Genomic DNA, 12019 nt, shown 5'->3' with positions numbered 1-12019 from the left:
AGAACACAACAGTGACCTGCATCACTGCCGCCCGTAGCGTGAAGACACTCCCACCAATGATGAGAAGAGGAACACATGCGTCCAATGAACGCACTGCGCGCCATCGCTGTCGCTGCAGGCCTTGCCGTCGCGGCCACCGGCTGCGGCGTGACCGGCGGCGCCGACGCCGGCAAGACGAGCAGCGCCCCTGCCGGACCGCTGACCGGGCTCCGGATCATGGTCCCCAACACCCCCGGCGGCGGCTACGATACGACGGCCCGCACAGCAGCCAAGGTCATGGGTGATACCAAGACCGCTACAAACGTCGAAGTCTTCAACCTTGCAGGCGCCGGCGGCACGGTGGGCCTGGCGCGCCTGGTCAACGAAAAGGGCAACAAGGACCTCGCCATGCTCATGGGCCTGGGCGTTGTTGGCGCCAGCTACACCAACAAATCCGAGGCGAAGCTGACGGCCACCACTCCCCTCGCCCGCCTCATCCAGGAACCTGGCGCCATCATGGTCGGCAAAGATTCCCCGTACAAGACCATCGACGATCTGGTGAAGGTCTGGAAAGAAGACCCATCCAAGGTCTCCGTCGGTGGCGGTTCCTCCCCTGGCGGCCCTGACCATTTGCTCCCGATGCAACTTGCCAAGGCAGTTGGCATCGACCCCAAGAAGGTCAACTTCGTCTCCTTCGACGGCGGCGGCGACCTGCTTCCGGCAATCCTTGGCAATAAGGTCGGCTTCGCGGCCTCCGGCGCCGGTGAATACCTCCAGCAGATCAAGTCCGGCGAAGTACGCGTGCTGGCCACGAGCGGCGAGTCACGTCTGGAAGGCGTTGATGCCCCGACACTCAAGGAATCCAAAATCGACCTCGTCTTCACCAACTGGCGCGGCATTGTGGCTCCGCCCGGAGTTTCCGACGCCGACCGCGACCGTATTGTGGACGCCCTGACCAAGATGCACGCAAGCGATGAGTGGAAGGCAGCCCTTAAGACGCGCGGCTGGTCCGACGCATTCATCACCGGCAATGAGTTCAAGACCTTCCTCACGGACCAGGACAAGCGGGTGGCCGACGTACTGAAGGAACTGGGGCTGGCGTGACGCAGCACGCCACCGCCGCCGGTAAGCCGGCGGCACGCAAAGGCCGCTCCGAGCTCGGCATTGCTGCCCTGCTCGGGGCGGCCGGCGCCGTCGTTCTCTGGGACGCGTCCCGGCTGGTAGTCCCGTACTCGGTATCAGATCCGGTGGGTCCCAAGACCCTTCCAATCATCATCGGGAGCCTGCTCCTCGTCACTGCCGTGCTGCTGACTGTCAACGTCTTGCGGGGCGGCCGCGGCCAGGCCGAAGAGGGCGAGGACGTGGATCTGAGCCATCCCGCGGACTGGAAGACCGTCCTGCCCCTGGCTGGCGCCTTTGTCCTGAACATCCTGCTGATCGACGTTGCCGGCTGGGTCATTTCCGGAACGCTGCTTTTCTGGGGCAGCGTGTGGGCGTTGGGTGGCCGCAACTACGTCCGGGACGGGCTGGTCTCCGTGGCCATGGCCCTTCTGACTTTCTACGGCTTCTACTTCGGGCTGGGCATCAAACTGCCCGCCGGCATCTTGGCAGGAATCCTCTGACATGGATACTTTCAATCTGTTGCTACAGGGGTTCTCCACCGCGCTGACCCCCATGAACCTCATGTTCGCGTGCCTTGGCGTGCTCCTCGGCACCGCCGTGGGCGTGCTTCCAGGCATCGGCCCGGCCATGGCTATCGCGCTGTTGCTGCCCCTGACCTACAACCTCGAACCCACCAGTGCGCTCATCATGTTCGCCGGCATCTACTACGGCGGTATGTACGGCGGCTCCACCACGTCCATCCTGCTGAACACCCCAGGCGAGTCGTCCACGGTTATCACCGCAATCGAGGGCCACAAGATGGCAAAGGCGGGCCGGGCTGCACAAGCCCTGGCCACGGCAGCCATCGGTTCCTTCGTGGCCGGCACCATAGGAACCGCGCTTTTGGCCGCGTTCGCCCCCGTGGTGGTGAAGTTTGCGGTGAGCCTGGGCCCGTCCAGCTATCTGGCCATCATGATCCTGGGCCTGTTGACCGTGACTGCGGTCCTTGGAGCCTCCAAGCTCCGCGGCTTCGCATCCCTCGGCCTCGGCCTGGCCATCGGACTGGTCGGCCTGGACCCGGTGACCGGCCAGCAGCGCCTGGTCTTCGGCATCCCCTTGCTGAGCGACGGCCTCGACATCGTAGTGGTGGCCGTGGCGATCTTCGCCGTCGGCGAGGCCCTCTGGATCGCTGCCCATCTTCGCCGCAGCAAGACGTCCACCATCCCGGTGGGCCAGCCATGGATGGGCAAGCAGGACTGGAAGCGCTCTTGGAAGCCGTGGCTCCGTGGAACCGCGCTTGGCTTCCCGTTCGGCGCCATGCCGGCGGGCGGGGCCGAGGTCCCCACCTTCCTGTCCTACTCGGTCGAGAAAAAGCTCACCAAGCACCCGGAGGAATTCGGGCACGGTGCCATCGAAGGCGTGGCCGGCCCCGAGGCCGCGAACAACGCCTCCGCTGCCGGTACGTTGACGCCCCTGCTGGCGCTCGGCCTGCCGACCAATGCTACGGCGGGCGTCATGCTTGCCGCCTTGATGCAGTTCGGCATCCAACCCGGTCCGTTGCTCTTCCAGAACGAACCAATCCTGGTCTGGGGCCTCATCGCCAGCTTGTTCATCGGGAATACCCTGCTCTTGCTCATCAACCTGCCCATGGCGCCCTTGTGGGCCAAGCTGCTGCGGATTCCCCGGCCTTACTTGTATGCCGGGATACTGTTCTTCGCAACGCTGGGCGCGTACGCGGTCAACCTGCAGGCATTCGACTTGGTCATCCTGCTGGTGCTCGGTGCACTGGGCTTCGCCATGCGGCGCTTCGGCCTGCCGATCCTGCCCCTGATCATCGGCCTGATCCTGGGTCCCCGGATCGAAGGTCAGCTGCGCAAGGCCTTCCAGCTGAGTGCGGGCGACATCTCCGGCCTGTGGAACGAACCGGTCGCCGTGGTGGTCTACCTCTTGGTGGCGCTCATTCTTTGCTGGCCGTTGGTGGCCTTGGCCTGGCGCCGCTTCCGGCCGGCGAAGGCAGCGGCTCGGGAGGCGGCCCTTGAGAGGGATCCGCACCAGATCCGCTTGTAGCCCTCAGGTATGCAAAAAGCCCGACGGCGGCAGTCACCTTCCGAGGTGACCGTCGCCGTCGGGCTTTACTGGGCCCACAGCAGCAGGGGTCCCCGGGCGTGGGCCCACGCCGCCAGGGTTCCCTGTCCGGGGGCCCACACCGGCGAGGGCCCCTGCCTGAGCTTGCGAAGGCTGGGAGCCGGTGGGGACTTGCGAGGCTAGGGTGGCGGTGCGGATTATCCGAACCGGCCGGAGACGTAGTCTTCCGTGGCCTTCTGGGACGGGTTGTTGAAGATGGTGGTGGTGTCGGCGAACTCGATGAGCTTGCCGGGCTTGCCGGTGCCGGCGATGTTGAAGAACGCGGTCTTGTCGGAAACGCGTGCGGCCTGCTGCATGTTGTGGGTCACGATCACCACGGTGTACTCGTCCTTGAGCTCATTGATGAGGTCTTCGACGGCCAAGGTGGAGATGGGGTCAAGCGCGGAGCAGGGCTCGTCCATGAGGATGACCTGCGGTTCCACGGCGATGGCACGGGCAATGCAGAGCCGCTGCTGCTGGCCGCCGGAGAGTCCGGATCCCGGCTTCTCAAGGCGGTCCTTGACCTCGTTCCACAGGTTCGCGCCGCGCAGGGACTTCTCCACGAGTGCGTCGGCCGCGCCCTTGCTGATCTTCTTGTTGTTCAACTTCACGCCGGCCAGCACGTTGTCACGAATGGACATCGTGGGGAACGGGTTGGGCCGCTGGAAGACCATGCCGACCTGGGTGCGGACGGTCACTGGGTCCACGCCGGGGCCGTAGAGGTTGTCGCCGTCGAGCAGGACTTCGCCTTCGACGCGGGCCCCGGGCAGTACCTCGTGCATGCGGTTCAGGGTGCGCAGGAAGGTGGACTTGCCACAACCGGACGGACCGATGAACGCCGTGACCGATTTGGCTTCAATGTTGATGTTGACGCCTTCAACGGCCAGGAAGCTGCCGTAGTAGACGTTCAGATCCTTGACGTCGATCCGCTTAGACATGGTGTTCCTTCGGTGCTGTGGTTGGAAGTTTGCGTGTGGCCTGGCGGTTCAACGGCCGGCCTTGGGGGCGAAGATCCGGGCTATCAGCCTGGCGCCGAGGTTCAGGAGCATCACCAGGATGATCAGGACCAGTGCGGCGCCCCATGCCCGCTGGCTCGACGGGTCCGGGTTGGACGGCGAGGTCGGGTTCAGGATCTGCGTGTAGATGAACGTAGGCAGTGAGGCCATCCAGCCGCCGAACACGTTGTTGTTGATGGTGGTCGCGAAACCTGCGGTGACGAGGATCGGAGCCGTCTCGCCAATCACTCGGGCGATCGCCAAGGTGACGCCGGACGCGATGCCGGAAATCGCCGTCGGGATGACCACCTTGAGGATGGTGCGCCATTTGCGGACGCCGAGCGCGTAAGCCGCCTCGCGGAGCTCGTTCGGGACGATTTTGAGCATTTCCTCGCTCGAGCGAACCACCACCGGGATCATCAGGACTGAAAGCGCGACGGCGGCAACCGCACCGGTCTTGGTGCCCGGGCCGACCACGGCGAAGAAGAATGCTGCGGAAAAGAGACCCGCCACGATCGAGGGGATACCGGTCATGACGTCGACGAAGAACGTGATGGCACGGGCGAGAGCCCGGTCGTTGCCGTACTCCACGAGGTAGATAGCCGTCAGCAAGCCAACCGGGACCGATATGACAGTGGCGAGCAGGGTGATCTGCACGGTGCCCAGGAGCGCGTGGTAGACGCCGCCGAGGACCTTCGTGCCGTCATCGACGCTCTTGTTGTCGAGAGCACCTGTGACGCCGTTCATGGATGTCGTCAGGAAGCCGGGGGTGATGATGCCCGGGATGCCGTTCACGAGGACGGTCCAGATCACCGAGATCAGGGGCAGCAGCGCAACAAGGAACGAGCCGACGATCAGGCATGTGGCAAGCTTGTCGTTTGCCTTGCGGCCGCCTTCGACGGCTGCGCTCCAGCCGACCAGGCCGATCGTGAAGAGAATGCCGGACACGAGGCCCCAGCCGAAGGCGTTGAAGCCGATCAGTGCAAGGATCGCAGCGCCGAGTACCAAGGCGACGGCCAGGACGACGTACGGCGCGAAAGCGGGCAACTGGCCCTTGGTCAGTGCGGAGCGTTTGCGCGCTACGGGGGCTGTGACAGTCATTAGTTGGCTCCCGAGAATTCTTTGTGCCTGGAGATGATCCAGCGTGCAATCATGTTGACACCCAGGGTGATGACGAACAACACCAAGCCGGCCGCGATCAACGTACTGACCTTGAGTCCGCTGGCTTCAGGGAAGTTCAAGGCGATTTCCGCGGCGATGGTCTGGTTGCCGGACTGGATCAGGCTTGCGGTCAGTGCGCCGGAGGAGAGGACCAGCGCGACGGCCATGGTCTCGCCAAGTGCACGGCCGAGGCCTAGCATGATGGCGCTCACGATGCCGGGTCGCCCGAACGGCAAAACCGCAATCTTGATCATTTCCCAGCGGGTCGCGCCGAGGGCCAGGGCGGCTTCCTCGTGGAGCTTCGGGGTCTGCAGGAAGATCTCGCGCGACAGGGAAGTGATGATCGGCAGGACCATGACGGACAGGACAATGCTCGCGGTCAGGATGGTCTTGCCGGTAGCCGAGGCCGGGCCTTGGAAAATCGGCAGCCAGCCCATGTTGCTGGCCAGCCAGCCGTACGCGGGCGAAATCTGGGGGGCAAGGAATGCCGCGCCCCATGCGCCGTAGACCACGGAAGGAATGGCGGCGAGGAGGTCCACCACATAGCCAAGGCCCGAGGCAAGCCTGCGGGGCGCGTAGTGGGAGATAAACAGTGCAACGCCGATGGCAACGGGAGTTGCAATCACAAGGGCGATGACCGCGGCAATCAGGGTTCCCACCACGATCGGACCGATGTAGGCGAAGAAGCCGTGGCCGCCCTGGATGTCCGCGGGTGGAGCCACAAGGGCCGGAATGGCCTGGATGACAAGGAAAAGTGCGACGCCGAAGAGAACCGCGAGGATCAGGCATCCCGCGGCCAAGGTGGCTCCGGAGAAGACCTTGTCCCCGGCGCGTCCGGCACCTTGGGAAGTGGTCAAGGAGTTGGTGGTCACTTCACGATCCTTCAGATTCACTCAAAAATGGCCAAGTTCCCCGCCCCGTCCGGTGATGTTTCACCAGCGCGGGACGGGGAACGTTGATATTCAAGGGTAGTGGTGACGCGGTCCGCGGCACCACTACCCCATTGTGGTCCTTAGGCCTTGGCCTTGATGGAGTCAACAGCGGCCTTCGCCTTGTCCTGCAGCGCCTTGGAGAGCGGAGCGGACTTGGCGGAGCCGGCAGCAGCCTGCTGGCCGGCGTCGGAGACTACGTAGCTCTCGAATGCCTTGACCAGGTCAGCGGTTTCCTTCTTGTCGTAGGTGGTGCAGACGACGTGGTAAGAAACGAGGACTACCGGGTAGGCCGAGGAATCCGTGGTGGTGCGGTCGAGCTTGATGGACAGGTCGCCGGTCGGGCGGCCTGCAACGGGCTTGCCCAGTTCAACAGCCTTGGCGGCAGCGGCAGCGGAGATCTTGACGAAGTCCGAGCCAACCTTGATCTGCGCGGTGCCGAGCTTGCCGGAAACTGCGGAATCGTCAGCGTAAGTCACGGCACCCGGGGTGTCGGTGACGGTCTTGACGACGCCGGAGGTGCCCTTGGCGTTCTCACCCTTCAGGGAAGCAGGCCAAACGCCGGCTGCCTTGTCGGTCCAGACCGAGGGAGCAGCGGCAGCCAGGTAATCGGTGAAGTTCTGGGTGGTTCCGGAGTCGTCAGAGCGGTTGACCGGGGTGACCTTGAGGTCCGGAAGCGTGACGCCGGCGTTCAGGGCGGCGATTGCCGGGTCGTTCCAGTTGGTGATCTGGCCGCGGAAGATCTTGGCAACCGTGGTGGCGTCGAGCTTCAAGTCCTTGACGTTCGGGATGTTGAAGGCAACGGCGATCGGCGAGACGTAGACCGGGATGTTGATGGCGCCATCGGTGCCGCACTTGGTCTTGGAGGTGGCCAACTCAGCGTCGCTCAGGTAGGCGTCAGAGCCTGCGAACTGCGCGGAGCCGTCGAGGATGGCCTTACGGCCTGCGCCCGAGCCATCCGGGGAGTACTGGACGGTGGCACCCGGGTTGGCGGAAGCGAACGCGGCCTTCCAAGCGTCCATGGCCGCGCCGGTCGAGGAGGCGCCGATGCCGGTCAGCGTGCCGGTGACCTTGACGGCTGCGGCGCTCGGGGTGGCTGCCGGTGCGGCGCCGGTTGCGTTATCTGAACCACAAGCGGTCAGCGCAAGGGCGCCGACTGCGAGGACCGCAATTGCCGCGTTGCGGCCGAAGCGAGTTGCCTTCACTGGGATGTACCCCTTCCAGGGATTCTCTGATGCGTGCCGAGGGAGAAAGTCGGCATACGAAAGATTTGCGTACGTGTTTGTACCTTGATTGACGGTAGGAGCCGCAGGTAACGGGATCGGCGGTCCAAAGTGAACGGGAGATGAACGGCGGCGGACCATTGGTTTACAAGTGCAGCGTCGCCCTTGCGCTTGGCGTGTCATGGGGGATTAAGTGACGCCCCTCACTTCAAGGCTTCCTCGGCGTGCCGCACTCCGTGAGCCGCTCCTGAATAGACTTGAGCCATGACCGCCCCCCAAGGACTTTCAGCAAGCAAGAAATTCCTGCGGGCGCGGCTGCGCACCGGCTTCGTCCGCAGCCGGAACTCCTTGGTTCCGGCGGTCCAGATGACCGTGTGCGCCGTGGGCGCCTACGCGTTCGCTGAATACATCCTGGGGCACAAGGGACCCCTTTTTGCTGCCACCTCGTCCCTGATCGCGCTCGGCTTCTCGCGGGATCCGCGGCTTCGCCGGGTGGTGGAAGTCGGGCTCGGCTGTACCCTCGGGATCGTCATCGGCGATTTGCTGCTCCACTGGCTGGGTTCGGGAATCTGGCAAGCCGCCGTCGTGCTCCTTTTCTCCATCCTCCTGGCCCGGTTCCTGGACAGTGGCTCCATCTTCACCACCCAGCTCGGCCTGCAATCACTTCTCGTGGTCCTGCTGCCGGCGCCGGAAGGCGGACCGTTCACGCGGAGCATCGACGCCGTAGTCGGCGGGGTTTTCGCGCTGCTGGTCACCATGCTGGTCCCGAAGGACCCGCGACGGGAACCGCGCCAGGACGTCCGCAAACTCCTCCACGAACTCTCGGAGGTCCTCCGTGAGTGTGCCGACGCATTGATCAACAGCGACTCGACCCAAGCCTGGCATGCCCTCATCCGGGGGCGGAATTGCCAGCCCCTCGTGGACCGGATGCGCCAATCCCTCAAGGCCTCCGGTGAGGTGGCCACGCTCGCCCCGGCGTACCGGCGGCACCGCGACGAGTTGACCATGCTGGAGGAATCGCTGGATTCCATCGACCTCGCCCTTCGCAACGGCCGCGTGTTCGCGCGGCGGCTGACGAGTGCCATCAACCACGCAGCCCTGACGGACGAGGCCACGGACAGCATTTCGGAGGTCCTGCAGGACACTTCCGCCGCGGTCGAGGAATTGTCGCTCGGACTCGCCGAAGTGCACGACGGCGCCCGCCGCGCCCACCTGCGCGGCGCTCGGCAGGACTTGGCTGACATTGCCACCCGCCTGCACCCCAAAATGCTGCACGTCCAGAAGCTCGAGGGCGAAACAGTGGTGATGCTCTTCCGCCCGCTCATGGTGGACCTGCTCGAAGCCGCGGGCATGGACCCCCGCGAGGCAAGGGACGTGCTTCCTCCATTGCAGTGAGGCGCACTTGACTGTCCTACCCCTCCACTAGCCTTGTACGCATGGCTTCCAAGACCTCACGCACCTCCAAGACACCCGCGTACAAATGTGCCGAATGCGGGTGGACCACGGTCAAGTGGGTGGGGCGCTGCGGCGAATGCCAGGCGTGGGGCACCGTGGAGGAAACAGGCGTCACGGTTGCGCGTACGACGGCGGCCACAACGGTTTTGGAGCCGGCCCGCCGGATTGCCGAGGTAGACGGCACCACGGCCGCGTTCCTGCCCACCGGCGTCGACGAACTGGACCGCGTCCTGGGCGGAGGGCTGGTTCCCGGTGCGGTCATCCTGCTTGCCGGGGAACCAGGCGTCGGGAAATCCACGCTGCTCCTGGATGTCGCGGCGAAGTTCGCCCGCACGGGCCAGGACGTCCTGTACGTCACGGGCGAGGAATCGGCGGCCCAGGTCAAGCTCCGTGCGGAAAGGATTGACGCGGTCGCGCATACCCTCTATCTCTCTGCGGAAACGGACCTCGGGCAGGCACTGGGGCAAGTGGAGAAGCTCGAGCCGAAGCTGCTGATCGTGGACTCGGTACAGACCCTCAGCAGCGCCGACGTCGAAGGTAGCGCGGGCGGGGTCTCACAGGTCCGGGAAGTCGCAGCGTCCATCATCGCCGCCGCAAAGCGCCGCAACATGACCACCCTGCTGGTTGGCCACGTGACGAAGGACGGCTCCATTGCCGGTCCGCGTCTCCTGGAGCATCTGGTGGACGTCGTGTGCCAGTTCGAAGGCGAGCGCCATTCGCGCTTGCGATTGTTGCGCGCGGTCAAGAACCGCTACGGGGCCACGGACGACGTCGGCTGTTTCGACCTGAACGAAGCCGGCATCGAAGGCCTCGCCGATCCCAGCGGGCTTTTTGTGTCGCGGACGCGCGAGCCGGTGTCGGGCACATGCATCACCGTGACCATGGAAGGCAGGCGCCCGCTGCTGGCCGAGGTGCAGTCGCTCCTGGCTGAGAGTGCCAGCTCACTGCCGCGCAGGGCCACGAGCGGCCTGGACAGCTCGCGCGTCGCCATGCTCCTGGCTGTGCTTCAACAGCGGGCCGGCTGCATCCTGCACAAGGACGACTCCTACGTGGCCACTGTCGGAGGGGTGAAATTGAGCGAACCGGCCACCGACCTCGCGGTGGCGCTTGCCGTGGCCTCGGCGAAGGCGCGCAAGGCACTGCCTCAGCGGCTCATTGCCTTCGGCGAGGTTGGCCTGGCAGGCGAGGTCCGTCCCGTGCCGGGGATCAACCAGCGCATCCACGAGGCGCAGCGGCTTGGTTTCACCCACGCGGTGGTGCCCGCCAGTCCCAACGGACCGGGGCCCATCCCGGAGGGTTTCTCGGTCCGCGAGGTGGCACATCTGGCCGAGGCTTTGGAGTTGCTGATCTCGTAGCGCCGTGACCGCATAGGAGTTTCGATATCGCCGGTGTCGGCGCGTTCGGCGCCGCAGGTTCCGAGTGCCACCTGCGCCCTCTACCCATCGCCGCCTTCGTGTGTGCGCGCTGCGGGTTCGTCGGGCGACGGTCCCGTGTGGAAGATCGGCCAGCAGATCTCGGTGCGCCACTCGGCCGCCTCTGCGCTCTCGTGGCGCCCGACGGGGTAGTACTCGCGGATCGGGCCGTCCACGGCGAGGGCATGTTCAGCGACGTACGTGCCGAGGGCTCCGTAAGCCAGGTCGATATTCGCATGCGGGCCGCGGTGCACAATCGTCGCCAACTCGACCGCCGGGATGACCAGCGCACCGACCCGACCCATGGGGCGCAGCGGTCCGGCGCAAGGCACGAAGATCGTCGCCGGTCCGCGCCCGTGGGTGAACAGGTCTGTACTGAAGATCCCGCCAGCCGGCGCGTCGGCGGCCAGGCCCTGGGCGTCAAGCGTCGCGTAGATCTCACCGAGCGCACCCTGGTACCAGGTCAACGCCTCGGCGACGTCAACGGTCTCGGTGATCGCAGCCGCCGGCGTGGCCGGAACGCTCCGGCGCCCGATCTCGGCCCGGGTGCCGCCCGGCGGGCGGGTAAGCAGGTCGCGCAGCGAGGCGACCGCAGACTGGCTGCGCGCCAACTCCCGCTCCATCTGGTTCAGGTGCGCGGCCAGCAGCGCGTTGCGGGTGTCGAGGTCGGGGGCGGCCAGCACCTTGGCGATCTGCTCGACCGGCATGTCCAAGGCGCGAAAGCGGCGGATGATCTGCGCGGTCGGGATCTGCGCGGTGGTGTAGTACCGGTGGCCGGTATGCCGGTCCACCTCGTCCGGTTCCAGCAGGCCCACCTGGTGGTAGTAGCGCAGCGTCTTCACGCTCAAGTGCGTGGCCCTTGCGAAGTCCCCGATCGGCAGTGTCGCGTCCATGCCTGCCACTATGCCACCTCCCCCAACGGGAGATACACGGGCGCGTGCGGGGCTTGCACCTCTCGTCGGGGCACGCGGCAGGGTTGTCCGTAGCGGCTGATCAGGGCCGCGAGATGAAGGGAGCAAAGTCATGACGACCACCGAGCAGGACAAGGAAGCCATCATCGCCATCGTCCGCGAGATGGCGACGTCGATGACCGGTGCGCAGAGCACCCGGCACTGGGCGTCCGACGTGCTGTGGTTCGACATCCCCCCGTTCGCGTCCAGGGGCGTCCCCCCGGCGCGCAAGCTGTTCGACGACACCTTCGCCAACTTCGAGTCCTGCAACGTCGAGATCCTCGAACTGTCCGCGAAGGTCAATGGGGACATGGGCATCGTCTGCACGGTGCAGAGCACGAACATCGTGCTCAAGAACGGCTCCACCAAGCACGTCATGGCCCGGCAGACCGACTGCTTCGAGCGGCGTGAGAACGGCTGGGAACTGATCCACCAGCACGCCTCCGTCCCGGCCGGCGGCGGGTGGGACGGCAAGATCACCACCGTGTAGGGCCCGATCCGCGACGCGACCGGCCTCCCTGCCGAGCGGATAGGTCCGCGTCCACTGGATCTCGAACGCCCATAAGTAGCACCACCTGAGGTGCCCCGAAGTTGATCCATGCCGTACGAACAGGTGGTCAGCACCTAGTCCACCACTGGACATGCCCCCTGTTTGAGTTGACAGCTTGGCTCGGAGTGTCGGGCGCGTGA

The 12019-nt window shown here is 65.3% G+C and carries 11 protein-coding genes; 6 read left to right on the top strand and 5 right to left on the bottom strand.

The annotated features are described in order from the left end of the window. Positions 1-75 precede the first annotated feature (75 nt). From ACFVTG_RS22165 to ACFVTG_RS22155, 3 genes are read left to right on the top strand one after another with little or no spacing between them, the layout of a single operon-like run. Positions 76-1083: a Bug family tripartite tricarboxylate transporter substrate binding protein gene (locus tag ACFVTG_RS22165; protein WP_390282930.1), complete on the top strand. Its 1008-nt coding sequence runs from the start codon at positions 76-78 to the stop codon at positions 1081-1083. Beyond that, positions 1080-1601 carry a tripartite tricarboxylate transporter TctB family protein gene (locus ACFVTG_RS22160; RefSeq protein ID WP_390282929.1) on the top strand — a complete coding sequence of 174 codons (522 nt, stop codon included), beginning with the start codon at positions 1080-1082 and terminating at the stop codon, positions 1599-1601. Before ACFVTG_RS22165 ends, ACFVTG_RS22160 begins: the two co-directional genes overlap by 4 nt. Before the next feature lies 1 nt (position 1602). Continuing rightward, positions 1603-3147 carry a tripartite tricarboxylate transporter permease gene (locus ACFVTG_RS22155; RefSeq protein WP_390282928.1) on the top strand — a complete coding sequence of 515 codons (1545 nt, stop codon included), beginning with the start codon at positions 1603-1605 and terminating at the stop codon, positions 3145-3147. Between the two features lie 215 nt (positions 3148-3362). Here ACFVTG_RS22155 and pstB read toward each other — a convergent pair whose 3' ends face one another. The 4 genes from pstB to pstS form a co-directional block, all read right to left on the bottom strand. Continuing rightward, positions 3363-4142, bottom strand: coding sequence for a phosphate ABC transporter ATP-binding protein PstB (pstB, locus tag ACFVTG_RS22150; protein ID WP_184740670.1), 780 nt, complete (start codon positions 4140-4142; stop codon positions 3363-3365). Between the two features lie 48 nt (positions 4143-4190). Beyond that, positions 4191-5300: a phosphate ABC transporter permease PstA gene (pstA, locus tag ACFVTG_RS22145; protein WP_390282927.1), complete on the bottom strand. Its 1110-nt coding sequence runs from the start codon at positions 5298-5300 to the stop codon at positions 4191-4193. Further along, entirely contained in the window at positions 5300-6232 is a 933-nt protein-coding gene (gene pstC / locus ACFVTG_RS22140) for a phosphate ABC transporter permease subunit PstC (protein ID WP_284754325.1), read from the bottom strand. The genes pstA and pstC overlap by 1 nt, the downstream gene beginning before the upstream one ends. Before the next feature lie 140 nt (positions 6233-6372). Continuing rightward, positions 6373-7494, bottom strand: a complete 1122-nt coding sequence (pstS, locus tag ACFVTG_RS22135; RefSeq protein WP_284754323.1) for a phosphate ABC transporter substrate-binding protein PstS — start codon at positions 7492-7494, stop codon at positions 6373-6375. A gap of 282 nt (positions 7495-7776) precedes the next feature. Here pstS and ACFVTG_RS22130 point away from each other — a divergent pair, with 282 nt between their 5' ends. Together ACFVTG_RS22130 and radA are read left to right on the top strand one after the other, a co-directional pair. Continuing rightward, entirely contained in the window at positions 7777-8907 is a 1131-nt protein-coding gene (locus tag ACFVTG_RS22130; protein ID WP_390282926.1) for an aromatic acid exporter family protein, read from the top strand. 41 nt (positions 8908-8948) lie between these two features. Beyond that, on the top strand, positions 8949-10322 hold the full coding sequence (gene radA / locus ACFVTG_RS22125) for a DNA repair protein RadA (protein ID WP_390282925.1): 1374 nt from the start codon (positions 8949-8951) through the stop codon (positions 10320-10322). A gap of 80 nt (positions 10323-10402) precedes the next feature. Here the strand turns inward: radA and ACFVTG_RS22120 are convergent, their stop codons facing one another. Beyond that, positions 10403-11404, bottom strand: coding sequence for a MerR family transcriptional regulator (locus ACFVTG_RS22120; RefSeq protein ID WP_390282924.1), 1002 nt, complete (start codon positions 11402-11404; stop codon positions 10403-10405). Between ACFVTG_RS22120 and ACFVTG_RS22115 the strand changes: the two genes are divergently transcribed. Further along, entirely contained in the window at positions 11403-11819 is a 417-nt protein-coding gene (locus tag ACFVTG_RS22115; RefSeq protein ID WP_390282923.1) for a YybH family protein, read from the top strand. The genes ACFVTG_RS22120 and ACFVTG_RS22115 overlap by 2 nt on opposite strands. Positions 11820-12019 lie beyond the last annotated feature (200 nt).

This window comes from Arthrobacter sp. NPDC058127, from assembly GCF_042884555.1.
GTDB lineage: Bacteria > Actinomycetota > Actinomycetes > Actinomycetales > Micrococcaceae > Arthrobacter.
This window is presented reverse-complemented; position numbering and strand designations above follow the sequence as displayed.

What these genes read in the sequence shown, in the direction of transcription:
- ACFVTG_RS22115 (WP_390282923.1), top strand. Translation starts at nt 11,403, where the DNA reads ATGACGACCACCGAGCAGGACAAGGAAGCCATCATCGCCATCGTCCGC.
- ACFVTG_RS22130 (WP_390282926.1), top strand. Translation starts at nt 7,777, where the DNA reads ATGACCGCCCCCCAAGGACTTTCAGCAAGCAAGAAATTCCTGCGGGCG.
- ACFVTG_RS22165 (WP_390282930.1), top strand. Translation starts at nt 76, where the DNA reads ATGCGTCCAATGAACGCACTGCGCGCCATCGCTGTCGCTGCAGGCCTT.
- radA (WP_390282925.1), top strand. Translation starts at nt 8,949, where the DNA reads ATGGCTTCCAAGACCTCACGCACCTCCAAGACACCCGCGTACAAATGT.
- pstB (WP_184740670.1), bottom strand. Translation starts at nt 4,142, where the DNA reads ATGTCTAAGCGGATCGACGTCAAGGATCTGAACGTCTACTACGGCAGC.
- ACFVTG_RS22155 (WP_390282928.1), top strand. Translation starts at nt 1,603, where the DNA reads ATGGATACTTTCAATCTGTTGCTACAGGGGTTCTCCACCGCGCTGACC.
- pstA (WP_390282927.1), bottom strand. Translation starts at nt 5,300, where the DNA reads ATGACTGTCACAGCCCCCGTAGCGCGCAAACGCTCCGCACTGACCAAG.
- ACFVTG_RS22120 (WP_390282924.1), bottom strand. Translation starts at nt 11,404, where the DNA reads ATGACTTTGCTCCCTTCATCTCGCGGCCCTGATCAGCCGCTACGGACA.